This window comes from Marinitoga sp. 1138, from assembly GCF_013363265.1.
GTDB lineage: Bacteria > Thermotogota > Thermotogae > Petrotogales > Petrotogaceae > Marinitoga > Marinitoga piezophila.
The window spans coordinates 1-17427 of sequence record NZ_LBFA01000005.1 but is presented as its reverse complement, the minus strand read 5'-3'; the positions used below and the strand labels follow the sequence as shown (position 1 = coordinate 17427).

The 17427-nt window shown below is 25.6% G+C and carries 13 protein-coding genes; 11 read left to right on the top strand and 2 right to left on the bottom strand.

What is annotated here, in order from left to right:
* The first annotated feature begins 16 nt into the window (after positions 1–16).
* On the top strand, positions 17–2017 hold the full coding sequence (gene ligA / locus XO11_RS01650; protein ID WP_175418068.1) for an NAD-dependent DNA ligase LigA: 2001 nt from the start codon (positions 17–19) through the stop codon (positions 2015–2017).
* Positions 2018–2056: 39 nt separating this feature from the next.
* Here ligA and XO11_RS01645 read toward each other — a convergent pair whose 3' ends face one another.
* Together XO11_RS01645 and XO11_RS01640 are read right to left on the bottom strand one after the other, a co-directional pair.
* Positions 2057–3253 (bottom strand): serine dehydratase subunit alpha family protein, encoded by a 1197-nt coding sequence (locus XO11_RS01645; RefSeq protein ID WP_014295754.1) that lies wholly within the window; start codon positions 3251–3253, stop codon positions 2057–2059.
* 26 nt (positions 3254–3279) lie between these two features.
* Positions 3280–4158 carry a DMT family transporter gene (locus XO11_RS01640; protein ID WP_014295753.1) on the bottom strand — a complete coding sequence of 293 codons (879 nt, stop codon included), beginning with the start codon at positions 4156–4158 and terminating at the stop codon, positions 3280–3282.
* A gap of 257 nt (positions 4159–4415) precedes the next feature.
* Between XO11_RS01640 and XO11_RS01635 the strand changes: the two genes are divergently transcribed.
* The 10 genes from XO11_RS01635 to XO11_RS01590 are packed head-to-tail and all read left to right on the top strand — an operon-like array spanning position 4416 to position 17333.
* The gene (locus XO11_RS01635) at positions 4416–6134 is read left to right on the top strand and encodes a cache domain-containing protein (RefSeq protein ID WP_014295752.1); all 1719 of its coding nucleotides are present in this window, start codon (positions 4416–4418) and stop codon (positions 6132–6134) included.
* A gap of 31 nt (positions 6135–6165) precedes the next feature.
* On the top strand, positions 6166–6846 hold the full coding sequence (locus XO11_RS01630) for a GGDEF domain-containing protein (RefSeq protein WP_014295751.1): 681 nt from the start codon (positions 6166–6168) through the stop codon (positions 6844–6846).
* Between the two features lie 19 nt (positions 6847–6865).
* Positions 6866–7411 (top strand): SiaB family protein kinase, encoded by a 546-nt coding sequence (locus XO11_RS01625; protein ID WP_014295750.1) that lies wholly within the window; start codon positions 6866–6868, stop codon positions 7409–7411.
* A gap of 11 nt (positions 7412–7422) precedes the next feature.
* On the top strand, positions 7423–7800 hold the full coding sequence (locus XO11_RS01620) for a DUF1987 domain-containing protein (RefSeq protein WP_014295749.1): 378 nt from the start codon (positions 7423–7425) through the stop codon (positions 7798–7800).
* 18 nt (positions 7801–7818) lie between these two features.
* A complete protein-coding gene (locus XO11_RS01615) occupies positions 7819–9417 on the top strand; it encodes an ATP-binding protein (protein WP_075780166.1) in 1599 nt (532 codons plus the stop codon).
* Between the two features lie 19 nt (positions 9418–9436).
* Positions 9437–10087, top strand: a complete 651-nt coding sequence (locus tag XO11_RS01610; RefSeq protein ID WP_014295747.1) for a response regulator — start codon at positions 9437–9439, stop codon at positions 10085–10087.
* A gap of 52 nt (positions 10088–10139) precedes the next feature.
* Positions 10140–14330 (top strand): hypothetical protein, encoded by a 4191-nt coding sequence (locus tag XO11_RS01605; RefSeq protein WP_075780165.1) that lies wholly within the window; start codon positions 10140–10142, stop codon positions 14328–14330.
* Positions 14317–15276 carry a Wadjet anti-phage system protein JetD domain-containing protein gene (locus XO11_RS01600; RefSeq protein ID WP_014295745.1) on the top strand — a complete coding sequence of 320 codons (960 nt, stop codon included), beginning with the start codon at positions 14317–14319 and terminating at the stop codon, positions 15274–15276. The genes XO11_RS01605 and XO11_RS01600 overlap by 14 nt, the downstream gene beginning before the upstream one ends.
* Positions 15269–16633: a hypothetical protein gene (locus tag XO11_RS01595; protein WP_014295744.1), complete on the top strand. Its 1365-nt coding sequence runs from the start codon at positions 15269–15271 to the stop codon at positions 16631–16633. The genes XO11_RS01600 and XO11_RS01595 overlap by 8 nt, the downstream gene beginning before the upstream one ends.
* Positions 16634–16637: 4 nt before the next feature.
* Positions 16638–17333: a DUF6063 family protein gene (locus tag XO11_RS01590; protein WP_156865364.1), complete on the top strand. Its 696-nt coding sequence runs from the start codon at positions 16638–16640 to the stop codon at positions 17331–17333.
* The last annotated feature ends 94 nt before the right edge of the window (positions 17334–17427 follow it).

Here is a 17427-nt window from a genome sequence, read left to right as displayed (position 1 = left end):
GTATGGAGGAAAAAAGATGATACCAGAAGACATAAAAAAGGAATATGAAGAACTTAAAAAAGTTATAGAAAAACATAATTATCAATATTATGTGTTGAATAATCCTATTATAAGCGATACGGATTATGATAAATTATTTAAAAAATTACTTCAAATAGAAAAGAAATATCCTGAAATAATTACAGCTGATTCACCTTCTTTTAGGGTTGGCGGTAAAATTATCAGTGAATTTAAAACTGTTCAGCATTCTATTCCAATGCTCAGTCTTGACAACACATATAATGAAAATGAAATAATAGACTTTGATAATAGAGTCAAAAGATTATTAAACAAAGAAAATGTCGAATATTCCTGTGAATTAAAAATTGACGGTATATCAATAGCCTTAAAATATGAAAATGGATATTTAGTTCAGGCTATAACGAGGGGAAACGGAATTTCAGGCGACGATGTAACAGATAATGTAAAAACTATAAGAAGTATTCCTTTAAAACTTTCTGAAGATGTAACTATTGAAGTTAGAGGCGAGATATTTATGCCCAAAAAAGAATTCTTGAAAATAAATGAATATAGGGAAAGTGAAGGTCTTCAAGTATTTGCAAATCCGAGAAATGCAACTGCTGGAACAATTAAATTATTGGATACCTCGGAAGTTGCCAAAAGACATCTTGATTCATATATATATTATATAATTTCACCGGAAAATTACAATATAACAACTCAAATTGATGCTTTAAAATATTTAAAAAAATTAGGATTTAAAATAAATGAAAATACAAAACTTGCTAAAAATATAAATGAAGTTATCGAATACTGGAAATATTGGACAGAAAATAAAGCAAAGTTAAATTATGATGTAGATGGCGTTGTAATAAAAGTTAATAGTTTTGAAGAACAACAAATTCTTGGAAATACCGCTCGTTCTCCAAGGTGGGCTATAGCATTTAAATTTCCTGCAGAACAGGCTATAACTAAAGTAAAAGACATAAAATATCAGGTGGGTAGTACTGGAGTAATAACTCCCGTTGCCATATTTGAACCTGTTTTTTTAGAAGGCACTACTGTTCAAAGGGCAAGTTTGCATAATTTTGAATATATAAAAGAAAGAGATATAAGAATTGGGGATTATGTAAAAATAGAAAAAGCAGGAGGAATTATTCCTCAAGTTGTTACAGTGCTCGCAGAAAAAAGAACAGGTAATGAAATTCCAATAGAAGAACCAAAAGAATGTCCAGTATGTGGTGGAAAGGTTGGGAAATTAAATCCTGAGGAAGTAGCTATAAGATGTTTAAACCCTTTATGTAAAGCAAAATTAAAAAGAAATCTTGAAGTTTGGGTTTCAAGAGATGCAATGAATATACAGGGGCTTGGCCCAAAATTAATTGACAGAATGGTTGAAGCAAAATTAATTGAAAAAATACCCGATTTGTACAAATTGGACCATTTTAAACTTGCAACATTAGGTCATGGAATTGGGCCAAAGATGATAAGTAATATACTTCAACAAATTGAAAATTCAAAAAATAGTGGATTAGATAGAGTATTATATGCTATAGGAATTCCCAATGTTGGTAAAAAAATAGCAAAAGATCTTGCTAAAAAATTTAAAACAATAGATAATCTTATGAATGCAAATTATGATGAACTTCTTGCAATTGAAGGAATTGGAGAAGATATTGCACAACAGATTTATGATTTCTTTAAAGATCCACATGTAAAAGAAATTATAGAAGAATTAAAAGAAGCTGGAGTTTCTCTAACATATGAAACAGAAGAAAATACAGAAGGTGTCTTTTCTGGAATGACAATATGTGCAACAGGTGAATTGGAAAGAATGCCAAGAAGTAAATTGAAAGAGTTAATTGAAAAAAATGGAGGTATTTTTAAAGATACAGTAACTAAGAAGCTCAACCTTTTGGTAGTTGGGAAAAATGCAGGAAGCAAACTACAAAAAGCACAGAAATTTGGAATTCCAATAATGACAGAAGAAGAATTTTTTGAAAAATATAAAATATAATTATAAAAGGCGAATCCTTATATGGACTCGCCTTTTATATTAGCATTTTCCGATAAAATCTAAAACATCTTCGTCAAACTTCTTAATAGAAGTTGTTAAAATTCCAACTCTTTTAATAGTTTCTTCAACATCGTCTGCAGCTATTCCGTTACCACACGGAATATTTATATTATTTAATGCAAGTTGAGCACTTTGAAGTGCCGTAAAACTTCCAGTTCCTGCTTTTAGCGCACAGCCTTTTTTAGCTCCATCGCAGGTTAAACCAAATAATGTAGAGAGAACATTATTAATAGCGTTTTTTATCTGATCACGATTTCCTCCTTTTAGATAAACTATACCTGCAGCAGCACCAGCTGGCGCAATAGAACCTGCACCACAAATTGGAGTTAAAACTCCTGTATATGCTTTTATATAGATAGTCACTAACATGCTTAATAATATAGCTTTTAATACTTTTTCATTATCATATTTTTTTCCAATTTCAATTACAGGTAATGTACAGGATAATCCTTGATTGCCACTTCCTGCAACAGTCATTACAGGCATTAACTCACCACTCATTCTTGCATCAACAGCAGCCTGAACAATATTTACCGGTTCATAATCAAGTACATTTCCGAAATTTTGAGGATTTTTTAAACCTCTTTCTGCAATACCAGTATTCATTTCAATTGCTTTTTCAAGTAATTCTCTAATATCTTCATCAAAATCTTCAATAAAATCCAAAATTTCATCAATTGAATAATCCTTAATTTTATCAAGTAAAGTTCCACCAGGTTCAAAAGGTTTATCTAAAATAGGTGTCCCGTCTTTTTCTATGTGAACGATATTATCATGTTTTCCTTCAATAATTACCTGAACATTGCTTTTTCCTCTTAAAACACAATTAACCTTTAAACCATTAAAATCCTTATTCACCTTAATCTTTACTTTTCCAAGATATTTATGCGATTCATCTATGCATTTCTGATTAACATTCTTTAAAACTTCAAGGCCTAAACTTGCATCGCCACATGTGTAAGATAATGCAGCTGCAATTTCTAAGCCTATAAATGGAGTTCCAGGAATATTTACTTCAAGACCGTTTTTATATGTATTTTTATCAAGTTCTACTTCTATCCTTTCAACTTCGCCTTCAAAATGTTTTTTAGCAGCTGCAACGGCCAAAGCAACAGCAATAGGTTCTGTACAGCCGTATGCGGGTTTAACCTGATCGAAAAGTATTTCTTTTAACATATTCAACCTCCTATATCTATTTTAATTTAAAAATTGGATTCCTGTGATTCAATAGAGGTAATGTCTATAATTGGAGCAGAAGCAACCATTAAAAAGCCTAAAACTTTTAAAACATTAAATTGTTCTGATAAAAAAATTGCAGATAAAACCGAAGCAAAAATTAATTCTAAAGGCATTAATAAGGCTAAAGTGTGAGATTGTAATTTTTTAAGTGCGAAATAATTTAAAGTTAATGGTACAAATGTTGCAAAAACTGCCAATAAAAATCCTGATAATAAGAATTTGGAACTTAAAGTTTCAAAACCGTTGGTAATTGACATTAAAATAAAGTAATAAATAAATGTTCCTAAAAAAGTGTAAAAACTATTTTCCAGAGGATTTGGATATTTTGTTTTTATATTTTCACTTACAGTAACTACAAAAAGAGCGTTTACAAAAGCAGCAAATAAAACCATTATAGTTCCAAAAATCAGGCTTTCATTTTGCAAAAATGCTTTTTCACCCATATTGGCAATTAAAACTCCTGCAAAAGATAAGCCTACCGCAACTGCATTATAAAAGTTGAGCTTTCTATTAGTAGTTTTCGTTTGTAATAGAGAAACAAAAATAGGGTTGGTGAAATATACTACAGTTGCATAAGCTGGGCTTAGATATTGAAGTCCCAAAAAAAATGAATAGGCAGCTATTCCATAATTAACAATTCCTAAACTGCCAAAAATAAAAAATTTTTTAAATTTAAACTTATACCCAAACCCCATAAATAAAACAAGAGCAATTAAAAAAGAAAAAAAGAATCTTAAAAATAGGATTTGCGTAACAGTAGCACCTAAAGTATAGGAAAATTTACCTAATACAGACGTTATAGATGATGAAAATGCTGAGACTACAGCTAACCAATAATGCAACCTGATCACTCCAAAAATTCAATTTCATCTCCATTATAACCTTTATTGAAAAATTTTTCAATATAAAAAATTAAGTGTATAATCAATTATACTAGATTATACACTTAATAACTAACTCTTATTGTGTATATTTGTAATTTATACTGTTAAAAAGACTCTTTTCAAAAATAAAAAAACAGTATGATTTTCTTGAATTTACAATTCCTATTTTTTTTGATATAATGATATTATAATATTTTGTTATCGAGAGGTGAATGATGGCTATAAGTGATTTTAAAAAAAATAGACTGCTTAGTTTAGCTTTGATTATTTCATTTATAATTATTACAACTATCAGCGTTATTTCTGCTGTATATTATTATAATACAAATTTAAATAAATCACAGGATTATATTAAAAGTGAAAATTCTGTAATCTCAACATTTATTGATGATTACTTTACTGAATTAATACATATCATTGAAACATTTGCCAATGATAAAGATTTTATTAATGGCGGTTTTTCTAAGGAAAGTGAGAAAAAAGTTTTGGAAACATTAAGAAATTATAGAAACGCAAATAAAAATATTGAGTTTATATATACTGGATACAAAAATAAAAAAATAATCATTGATAATTGGGAAGTTCCTGAAGACTATGATCCAACTATAAGGCCGTGGTATACAGAAGGTCTTAAAGATCCGAATTCGGTGTATATTGGAACACCATATAGAGAATATACAAGCAAACAATGGTTAATTTCAACAGGAAAGGCTCTGATAAAAGATGGAGAAGTTGTAGGTGTCCTTTCTGCCGATTGTTCAATAAAAGATTTTGTAAATCTTATTAACAGTGAATTAAGCTATAAAACAGGACAATCTTTTGTAATAAATAAAGATGGAATGGTTATCTTACATAAAGATCTTGAATATATAAATAAAAAATTATTTAATGATTTAAGTGAATTTAAAGGAAATAATGGAATTATTAAATCAACTTTTAATTCGAAAAAATATTATATTGCCTACACAAGATTGCCTTCAACAGGATGGTATGTTATTACAATGGTTGAAGCTTCGGAAATTACTTCGCCTGTTATAAAGGGTGTGAGTTTGTATTCAGTAGTTCTATTGACATTATTAATAGCATTCTTATATATTCAAAATATAGTATATTCTAATTTAAAATTAAAAAAGACTCTTGAAGAAAAGAATAAAGTTCTTGAAAAAACTAATAGAAAATTAACTGATAGTATAAATTATGCCAGGCATATTCAAAATTCAATTCTTCCATCTGAAAATAGTTTAAAAAATTATTTTGAAGATATTTTTGTTTTCTGGAATCCAGCAAATGGTGTTGGTGGCGATTTTTATTGGTTTAAACAAAATGATGACGGATCATATTATCTTGCAATAGTTGATTGTACTGGACATGGAGTTCCAGGTGCATTGATGACAATGACAGTAAATTCCATTTTAAATAGAATAACAGAAGATTTTAATCATTTATCCCTTTCAGAAATACTTAATAGATTAAATCTCATATTTAAAAAAACATTAAATTCAAATAAAAAGGATTTTAGAATGGACGATGGTTTAGAAATTGGTATCTGTCATATAATTCCTGATGAAAACAGATTATTATATGCCGGTGCCGGGATATCTTTATATTATACTAATAATGGAGAAGTAACAAGAATAAAAGGGAAAAATATTGGAATAGGATATAAAAGATCAAAAACACATTATGATTTTGAAGAGATATCGATAGATATAGAAAAAAATATGAATTTTTATCTAGCAACTGATGGATTTGAAGATCAAAATGATCCACAAAATAAGAGATTTGGAAGAAAGAAATTTATACAGTTGCTTCGTGAAATACAAATATATCCAATGGAAAAACAAAAGGAAATATTACAAAAAGCATTATATGAACATATGAATGGAGAAGAACAGCGAGATGATATAACCATTTTAGGGTTTAAATTGAGGTGATATTATTTTAGAAAAAAATTTTAAAATAGAAATGGAAATATTAAATCACGCTAAACAAATACTAAAAGATGAACAAATAACTTTTGAGAAATTAAAAGAGGAATATAAATATCTAATTGAAAAATATGAAAAATTACTAAAAGAGGTTGTAAAGATAACCAATATTTCTGATATTCAGGGAAACTATTTACACAAACTAAAAGATGAGCTATTAATTTCAAATAAAAAATTGAAAAATTTATCTGAAAGAGATAAATTGACAAATTTATATAATCGATTAAAATTTGATAAAGTAATCTCTCAGGAGATAGAATATGCTAAAAGGTATAATCGTATTTTTTCATTAGTTTTGTGTGATATTGATTATTTTAAAAATATTAATGATACCTATGGTCATAACTTTGGAGACGAAGTTTTAGTAGCGTTTTCAAAGCTTTTAATTCAAAATTTAAGAAAAATTGATTATGTTTTTAGATGGGGCGGAGATGAATTTATTATCCTTTTGCCGGAAACAAATAAATTTGAAGCACATAAAGTTGCTGAAAAACTAAAAAGAAAAATTTTGCAAGATAAATTTCTGAAAAAGATTAATTTAACAGCTAGCTTTGGAGTTGAAGAATATAAAAAGGGTTTGAGTATAGATGAGGTTATTGAATTGGCAGACAAAGCTTTATATAAATCTAAAGAAAATGGGAGAAATATGATTTCTTAATTATTTAGGGGGGAGAGAATTGAATCCAAAAAAGATTTTAGAATTGAAAAACAAAATTACAGAAAATAATGTAATAATTAGTTTTATAGGACCTTTTTCGCAGGGTATTATAGAAGAAATTGGAAGTGCGTTACGAGAACATTTAAAAAATGATCCTGATCTGAGTGTAGGATCAAATAATGTTTTCTCAGTATTTATTGAACAAAGCCAGAATATAAAAAACTATGAACGTATTCTTTCAAAAGAGGATATTAATAAAGTTCATCTTGATTCTATTTTATTAGTAGGTAAAGATGGTGAAAATTATTTTATTTGTTCAGGAAATGCAATAAGAGAAGAGCATATAAATGGAGTAAAAAAAAGATTGGATGAGATTAATTCTCTTGAAAAGTCTGAAATAAAAAAATTATATAAAAAGAAATTACGCGAGAGTATAAATAGTAATACTGGTGGGGCTGGATTGGGTTTTTTGGAAATGGCAAGACATTCAAAAGGAAAATTAGAGTATGAATTCATAAAACTTGAAAATAATTTTTATTATTTCATACTAATAGTAAAAATATAGGAGGGACAATAATGGAAAAATTATATATTAAACCAACAAAATCTACACCTGAAATAAATTTTGATCCAGAAAAAAGGAAATTATCTATACGTGGTGAATCTTATCCGGAAAATTCTTTTGAATTTTATAATCCAATATTTAAATGGTTAGAAGATTTTTTTAATGAAATTTCTGATGAAGAAGTAATTTTTGAATTTGAAATTAGTTATTTAAATACAAGCAGCACAAAATCTATAATGTTTATATTAGATATACTTGAAGAAGCTTATGAAGAAAATAAAAAAATAAAAATAAACTGGTATTATGATGAAGATAATGAATTTTCATATGAAATTGCAGAAAATTTTATGGAGGATTTAAATATTCCATTTGAAATGATAAAAAAGTAAAACTCTTGAGGTGACATTATGAAAAATATGTCTGAAAATATCTTTTTTAATGAAATTAATAACTTAAAAGAACATGAAGGATTTATCAAAAAAGATATTTCATATGAAGAATTAAAATCACATTATAATGATCTAATAAAGAGTTATAAACGCTTATTAAAACAAACACAAAAAATTTCAAAAATAAGCGATATTAATCATAGATTACTTAATGAAACCAAAACGCATCTGAAATTACTTCTGGATAATTCAGAAGAAGGATTTCTTGCATTTGGGAAGGATTTTTTAGTTTACAATGAATATAGTCACGAATGTTTGAATATTTTTAACATGGAAGATATTTCAAAAAAAAATATATTCGAGTTACTCTTTGAAAAGGATTATGACATAGAAAAAAGAATTTTTGAACATATTTTTGAAGATTCGGAAAAGGAAGATGTTTATTTAGAACTTTTACCGCAGGAAATAAAAAGAAAAGATAAAATTTTAAAGGTTAGATATAAGATTATATATATGAATTCTGAAAAAAGAATTATGTGTATAATAAAAGACATAACTGAAAAAAAACAGCTGGAAAAAAATCTCGAAATGGAAAAAAATAACAATAAAATGTTATTAAATGTGATAATATATAAAGATTTAGTAAAAAAATACATAGACGATTATCTTCAATATGTTACTTCTAAAATATATGAAGATATAGAATTATATACCATTGAAAAATTTATATCAGAATTTTATAGAAAAATTCATACATATAAAGGAATATTTTTACAATGGAATATGTTGAAATTTGGTAAAGAATTGGATAAACTTGAAAATGAGATAAATATATTAAAAGAATCAAACATCAAGAGTAAAGCTGAAATAATATCTTTTATTAAAAAGAAAAAAATGGATACATATTTAATGTATGAACTGGATCTAATAAAAAAAGTATTGGGTAAAGAATTTCTAAATAATGAGATGATCTGGGTTGATAAAAAGAAGATACTTTCCTTAGAAGAATATGTACAAAAGAGTATTCCAGAAGATCAGGCAGAATATATATTAAAAGAATTAAAAAGATTATATTATAAAGATTTCAACAATCTTTTTAATATGTATAAAAACTATACTATAGATCTTGCTGAAAAATTTGAAAAGAAAATAGATAATTTTATAGTTGAAGTTGATGATAATATACTTTTTGATCCAGAAATATTTTACAATTTCAATAAATCACTTATTCACATATTTAGAAATATAATAGTTCATGGGATTGAATATCCACAGGAACGTTCAATATTAGGAAAATCTTACGGTGGGAATATATATTGTAAAGTTTATACTGAAAATAATGAAATACATATAAAAATTTCCGATGATGGTAAAGGTATTGATAAGCAAAAATTAAAAGAGAAGGCTGAGAAAGAAAATATAAAAGAAAAAGATATACTAAATCTTATATTTAGAGATGGAATTACAACGAAAGAAAATCCTGATGAATATGGAGGTAAAGGTGTTGGTTTATCTGCAGTAAAAGAAGAAATTGAAAAACTTAATGGTAAAATACTGGTTTACTCAGAAGAAAATAAAGGGACTACATTTGAGTTTATACTTCCTGAAAATTTTTAATAGAGGTGATTGAATATATATGGCCAAAATATTAATTGTTGAAGATAATATAGTTGTAAGAAAAGACTTAAAGAAAATTATTGAAAGTCTTGGCCATACAGTAATTGGCGAATTAGAAGATAGTAATAATTTAGTTAATTTGTATCAAAAGTTACAACCGGATATAATAACCCTGGATCTGGTTTTGAAAAAGAGCAATGGATTAGATGCATTAAAAAAACTTAAAAAAAATTTCCCGGATTCAAAAGTAATAATTATTAGTGTTACAAATAATAAAAAAGAAATTTTTGATGCTTTAAATTTCGGTGCTGATTATTTTATCATAAAACCAATCACCGAAGAAAAATTAAGAAAAGCACTTAATAAAATCTTTATTTCACCAAATAAAGTTTCTAAAATAAGGAATTTGTACAAAAAACAGGATGAAGAAGATATAGTTGAAGTTTACAATATAGATGGAGTTTTAAAGATATATATAAAAAAACCAATAAGCGGGAGAGTTCTTGAAAAGATAAATAAGGTAGTTGATGGGCTTCTAATAATAAAACCTCTAAAGATTGTATTTACGTACTTTGATAATGAACATAACATATTTGCATTAAAAAAATCGTTAAATGATATAATGTTAAAAATAAAGCGACATGGTGGCGATGTCGATATTGAAATATAATGTATTGATAATTGAAAACTAATTTAATATATAAATCTGGGAGAAGATTAATATGCCTAAAATAGATAGTTTTAGAATAATTAATGTTGATTATGATAATAAAACAAAGAAAATAAATGATCTATATATTGAAATGTCTGGAAAAAATACCAATATTATAATAGCTAATGGTTCTGGTAAAACCTTTATTATTTCATTGTTATTCCAAACAATTATTCCTGGACAAATCTCTGCAGAGGGTAGAACCTTTGAGACAATGCTAAAGGATATTGAGGGAACAGCACATATAACATTATGTCATATACTCGATAACAATAAGAAACTAATTACAGGGTTTGTTGCTAAAAAGGCGGAAAGGATAAATTATTATAATTACACTATAGAAATTCCATATGATTATACATTAAAGGATATAGAATATGTAAAAGAAAATGGTGAAGTTGTAGAATATAATGAATTTCGTGAATACCTTGAAAGAAATAAGAAAGTATATAACATAAGAATATTCGGTGAAACCTTAAAAAGTGAATATAGAAAATATCTTGAAACATATAGAATATTTAAAAGTGAATGGGAAATGATGGCACGTACCAATCGTATCGAAGGTGGGGTATCGGAGTTTATATCCTCTGGAGCAAGGAAAAGTACAGAAAAACTACTTTCTCAATTTATTATACCGAATATTACGTATTCTTTGAAAAGAAAGAAATCAAATAATGAAATTGCTGAAGCTTTCAAAAAACAAATTGACAATATTAAAAATCTACCAATATGGGAAAAACAGATTGAAGATAGTAAAAGGGTAGAAAATCTATTTAAAGTGCAGGTAGAAAAACTGGAAAAATTATATCAAACGCAGATTGAAATTAATAAAAAGATATATACATTATTTGAAATAAATAGATTATTAAAAATTCAAAAAGAAGAATATAAAGAAGAGTATGTGAAAAACACGGCTATTTTTGAAAATCTTCAAAATGAAATAAATTTTATTTATCATAAAATTGAAAATATAAAAAACGGTTATTTATTATATCAATTAAAAAATAATGAGAAAAAACTTAAAAAAATTGAAGATTCAAAATACGAATATGAAAGGTTAATTGAAGAAGAGGAAGAAAAAATATCCTTAAAAAAAGCGTTGGATGAGTATCTCGAATATTGTGAATTAGAAAATGAGATAAATGTTATTGATGAAGAAATAAAAAATAAGAGTTCAAATAAAGATTTAAAAAGAGAAATAAAAAAGGTATCTTCAAAATTATATGATTATTATGATATGCAGATAAAAGAATTAAATAAAAAATTAAGGGATCTGGAATCAAATATATATAAACTTGAAGTTAGACGAGATAAAGTTATAAAAATCATATCTGAAAAAAATAATAGAATCAAAACACTTGTTAATGATATAAAATACCTTGAAAGAAAGCTATCCGAGATAAATAAAATAATTGAAATTAAAAAGATAAAAACACTTGATATTCAAATAGAAGAGATAAAGAATAAAGTAAATGTTATTCAGGAAAAGATTAGTGAAATAAACATCAATATAAAAACCATTGATAATGATTTAATAGGTAATACAAGTAAAAAAGAAAACTTAGTCGAAAAAATAAAAGAATTAAAAGATGAATATGAAAAGTTTAAGGAGTTATATAATGATATTGATGCTCTAAAAAAACTGTATGGAGTAAAAACTTTTAAAGTGTTATATATAGAGATTTTAGAAAATTCAAAAAAGTTGCTTATTGAAAAAGAATCAATTTCAAAAAAAATAACAGCTATAGATATTTTAATGGATAGAATTAAAAGAGATAATTATATTCCAATACCGGAATCTATAGAAAAACTTGATAATTATCTTCAGGAGAAAAATTTTTATGATTATACAACAGGATATAAATTATTAAGAGATGGAATAGAACACAAAAATCCAATATTGTTAAATTCTATTATAGTGGAAAAAAAGGATATAAAAAAATTATCTGAAAAACTTAGAAAATATAGATTTTCAAATGACATAATTTTTATACAAAATAGGGAAAATCTTGCAAATTATGAAATAAATGATAGTATTTATAATTCTGGAATTCAGATAATTATGAATGATTATCATAAATTTGTTTCTGGTGAAATTTCTATTGAAGAATTATATGAGAGATATAAAACAGATAAAGAAAAATTAGAAAAAGAACTGGAAAGTATATCCGAAGAATACAATCGTATAAAAGAATATCAGGATATTGTAATTAAATTTGAAAATCTATATGGAAAAAATGATATTGAAAAAGATAATGAATTTCAAGAAAGAATAAAGGTTTTAGAAAAAGATAAAGATAATATCCTATTAAAGATTTCAAAATTAAATTCTGAAAAAGCAGAACTTATCAATGAAAAATCCAGATTAGAAACGGAAATAAAAGAGATATCAAATAAGTTAAATCAGTTACTGGAAAAACAGATGAAAATTAGAGATATTCGAAACACATTAAATGACCGATTTGGAATAGATATATTCCAGATAAATGAATTCAATAAAAAATTATATAGAGAAAAAGAATCTATAGATCTCAAATTATTGGAATTAAACAAAGAGCTGGAAAAACTTAAAGAAGAAAAGAGATACATCAGTGCAGAAAAAGATGAAACATTTTTAAAAAAGTCTGAATATAAATCATATTTAAATATATATGAAAAGGGAATATGGAAATATGAAAACGAAGATATTTATGAATTGTCTTCACGCTATGAATATCTTATACAGCAAATTGATACAAAAGAATTATATAAAAGGAAAGAAAAATTACAGAAAAAGCTCAATAATAAATTACAGAAAATAAAACGCTATAAATATGAATTGGAAACACTTGAAAATCTTAAAAATGCAGAATTAAAAGATGAAAGTTATTATCGAAGTAATATTAGGCGTTATAGAAATGAAATAGGTGAATTCAATAGAGAAATTGGAAAAATTGAAGCCGAAATAAAATTGTTGAAAAAGGATATAACCAATTTTGAAGTAGAAGAAATTCCTGAAGAAAAATATATTATTTTAAAAGAAAAATTTGAAAAAGAATTATCCGACAAAAAAGAAAATTTATCAGTAATTGAAAATCAAATAAACGCGCTTGAAAAAAATATAGAGCGTCTGGAAATGAATATAAATGATGAAGAAAAATTACTTCAACCATATGAATTCCCTGGAAAACAGATAATAACAAATTTATCAGTATTTCAAAAAGAACATTTGCATAATAATTTTATAGCAGTTTTTCAGGAATTAAAAGATCTGGAAAATACCGAAAAGAAGAAAAGGGAAGAGATATCAGATGGTTGGCAGAAAATGAAATTATTAATTTCAGAAGAAGGATTTGATTTAATAGTAAATATGGGATTTTTGTATGAAAGAAATGATTTTCAATTTAACTATGAAACCGCTAAAAATCTCTATATAACAGTAAAAGATTTAATAGAAAAGAAAATTAACACATTAAAAAGTTATAAAGAAAAAGCCATGCGATTTAAAAATGAGATGATAAAAAATATTCTGAGTGAAGTTTCAATATACATGTCAGCATTAAAAAAACTCTCAAAATATTCAGAAATATATGTTGAAGATAGAAAAATTGAAACAATAAAAATAATATTTAATAAATATAACGAAGAAGAAGCATATTCAAAAATTTCAGAGTATATAGATGAAATAATAAAGCATATCACAGATAAAAACAACGAAAAGTTTAAAAGCGAAGAGGAGATAACGAAGTATATAAATATTAGTTTTTCAATTTTTAATCTCTTAAAAGTGGTTAATAATGGACCGATAAAGATTAAAATATTAAAACCGGATAAAACATTTGAAAATCCACGATGGTATTTTCTTGAAAATGTATCAGCCTGGTCTGGTGGAGAAAAGTTCTTTGCATTTTTTTCAATATACATATCAATTGTAAAAGTATTAAAAAATAATATTGGCGGAAATATGGTTGTTATATCAGATAATCCATTTGGAAAGGCAAGTTCAGAACATATACTTTCACCATTAATGATACTCATGAAAAAGAATAATGCACAATTCATCACCTTTACGGCACATAATGACATGAATATATCCAGATATTTTAATTATAATTATAGCCTTGTCCTTGTAAAAAATAAGGTTGTTTCTAATAACATATTAAAAATAGCCAGAAAAGAACATAAAGAAACATTTGAAAAAGGGTATTATGTGGAATGGTGAAAATATGAATTTAAAAAAATATCTTGAATCATATAAAAAGAAATATATCACCTATGAAGAACTGGAAAAAATTTCAAATAATGAATATGAAGAAATATATAAAAAAATAACAAATTTAATGAATAAAGGAATTCTAATACCTGTAAAAAATAAAAAAGAAAATGGAAGATATCCCTCATTACCGGCCAAATATCGTATAAATATAAATAATAAAAAAGACGAACTCTTTTTATTACATCCTAAAATAAATATAGATTATTATTTAAACCATATAAATGAGTATCAAAAAGATAGAGAAATTATTTTGAAGATAGATAATTACTTGAAAAACGGTGATAAAAAGTATGTTGCTATGCGTGAAAGGGCCTATGAAATATTTGATAATGAAAAGGCATTTGAAAGGGATAGAGAAGTACTAAATGTATTAAGAAACATAAAAATAAACATAAAAGAAGATTTATATACCTTTGATTCAAGAGAACCATTTTATATATTTGCATTTAATAACAATATAAAAAAGGTTTTAATATCAGAAAATCAAACACCATTTTATAATTTTTATCTTTTACACCAAGAAGGAATAAATCCTTTTGATGCAGTTATATTTGGCGAAGGAAAAAAGATTTTACGCAGTTTTGAATTTATATATGAATATGTGCCTGTTAATACCATTTTTTATTATTGGGGAGATATAGATTATGATGGTATATTTATTCTAAACAAATTAATAGAAAGATATAATAAACATCATATTATCCCCTGGGAAAAGGGATATAAAGCTATGCTTAATCAAAAATCTAAAAAAAGCAAGGAAAGAAAGTTCAGTATAAAAAGTGAAAATAACCTTATAAAAGAGTTATTAAATATAATAAGAGAAGGGAAGAATATTCCTCAGGAAGCAATTAATTATCAGTTATTAAAAAAGCTGGTGAGTGAAAGTGTTTAAAACATTTCATGAAAGAGTTTTTACAATTGGAGAATTTGCAGCATTATATAGAAATCTCACATCCTTTAAAAAAATTTCTCCTTCACGTTCCTTTTCAATTGGAATACTCATGCTAATATATATATTTAATAAAACACTTGAAGGTGAAAAAGAGGTTGAAGTTAAATCTATAATAGAAAATATGAAAAATATAGATAATAAAATATCTGAGGATCTATTAAAGGAAATATTTGAAAGACTAATCTTTGAAAATGGTTTTAAAGGTTTGTCCTTTCAATATTATGATTATGTAGAGGGAATAGAGAAAAAAATAAAATATAACTTTCTTGATATACTTCCCAAAAGGGATATTAGCGGAATAAAAACGGTGGTTTCTTTAACAAAGTCAGGCAAGGATTTTATGCTTAAAACACTGGAAGTTTATAAAGAGCTACAGATAACCATGGAATTATTATTTCTTCAAGAACAATTTAGAAAAGGAACATTTATAAATGCAAGAAACTCAGCTGAAAAATTGAAATTAGTGGTTTCATCAGAGCTGGAAAATATTGAAAAATTAATATATGAAATCCGCAGAGCTCCATGGAGAGTGGAATTTAAAAAAATAGAGGAAACGTATGATTTTACTCTAAATCAATTACAAAATGAAAAACAAATATTTGACAGGATATTCTTTTTAATTGATGAATACAATCTTGATACTTTATCAGAAGAAAAAGCAAAAAATCTGAATTATATAAAGAAAATATTATTAGAATCAAGGGAAATGCATTCCAGATTGCTTACAAAGTATCAACAGATAACAACGGAAATCATGAGAGCTGGTGAAAAGAACTTCTGGGAACATATAATAAATGAAATAAATATTGAAAAGAAATACCTTGATAAATTATTTTTATACAAAGAATTAAATCCTTTTTCAATATACATATTTTCATCATTAAAACCAAAAAAAAGCATAGCCTTTAATGTATTCTTTAATAATTCATATGAACATAATCAAAAGAGCAGTATAATTTTAGATGAAAATGAAGTAGAAAATATAGACGAACAAAAAATGATAGAAGAAATGCAAATTTCTTTTCTAAAAAAATTATTAAAAGCTTTAAAAGAGGTCGAAAATAAAATATATTTAAGTCAGATTATAGAAAAACCAAATAAAATTATCCTGGATACAGTCTTATATATGCACCAGCTAAAGACAATAAATATTACCAGAGAGCCGTTATTTAAAAAAGCTTTAAAAGATTTCAACGAAATATTTGAATTTAAAAAAATACATATTATACCCCTTGAAGAGGAAATAACAATTGAAGATTTTACATTTACAGAATACATATTTAAAAAATCAAGGTGAGAAAATGGAATCCATAGAGAATGCAATACAGATAATAACAAAATTAATAGAAAAAACAGAGATTTCAGAAGAGGAAAATAGAGAATTAATTCATATATATTTCAATGATGAAGAAGTAAAAAAAATTGTTGAAATATTTGCTGAAAAAGCCAACCTTTCATTATATGAATCTCCATCGGAAAATTATATATGTATTATTCCACGAAGTGTAAGAAGTATTTACGCCTACACTAAAGATGATATATATAAGCGATACGGATTAGAAAAAAATTCATATATGTTATTTATGTTCTATACATTTTGTATATTGCATATCTTTAATGACTTACAGGAAATTAGCGTGAAGGTTGATAAAGTATATGAAATAGCAGAAGAGTATATAAACAAAATAAAAACAGACCTTTCAAAAGAAAATATCAATCAAAAATACAATTGGAATTTTGAAGGGCTTATAAAAATATGGGATGAAATGAAAGAAATTTCGAGAAGTGATTTAACAAAAGAAAGAAGCAGTATTCATAATAAAATCGGTATGTTGAAAAAAACAATAAATATATTAAGTGAAGAAAAAATTATTGAATATATAGGCGAAAGCATAAATGCCATAAAAATGACTGAAAAAACGCATGCAATTATATTTGAACTTTCAAAAAACGATACATATCTTACATTAAAAAAATATTTTGAGGAAAGAGACTGATAAATTAAAACTCTTCTGGAAATTACAATCCAGAAGAGTTTGTTTTTTAAAAATCTGGTAGTATAATAAAAAGTGTGTAAATAAAAAAATAGAA

Bases quoted from the DNA above. Each gene is read 5' to 3' on its own strand.
- XO11_RS01630 (WP_014295751.1), top strand. From the start codon at position 6,166: ATGGAAATATTAAATCACGCTAAACAAATACTAAAAGATGAACAAATA.
- ligA (WP_175418068.1), top strand. From the start codon at position 17: ATGATACCAGAAGACATAAAAAAGGAATATGAAGAACTTAAAAAAGTT.
- XO11_RS01590 (WP_156865364.1), top strand. From the start codon at position 16,638: ATGGAATCCATAGAGAATGCAATACAGATAATAACAAAATTAATAGAA.
- XO11_RS01620 (WP_014295749.1), top strand. From the start codon at position 7,423: ATGGAAAAATTATATATTAAACCAACAAAATCTACACCTGAAATAAAT.
- XO11_RS01600 (WP_014295745.1), top strand. From the start codon at position 14,317: ATGTGGAATGGTGAAAATATGAATTTAAAAAAATATCTTGAATCATAT.
- XO11_RS01645 (WP_014295754.1), bottom strand. From the start codon at position 3,253: ATGTTAAAAGAAATACTTTTCGATCAGGTTAAACCCGCATACGGCTGT.
- XO11_RS01610 (WP_014295747.1), top strand. From the start codon at position 9,437: ATGGCCAAAATATTAATTGTTGAAGATAATATAGTTGTAAGAAAAGAC.
- XO11_RS01615 (WP_075780166.1), top strand. From the start codon at position 7,819: ATGAAAAATATGTCTGAAAATATCTTTTTTAATGAAATTAATAACTTA.
- XO11_RS01605 (WP_075780165.1), top strand. From the start codon at position 10,140: ATGCCTAAAATAGATAGTTTTAGAATAATTAATGTTGATTATGATAAT.
- XO11_RS01635 (WP_014295752.1), top strand. From the start codon at position 4,416: ATGGCTATAAGTGATTTTAAAAAAAATAGACTGCTTAGTTTAGCTTTG.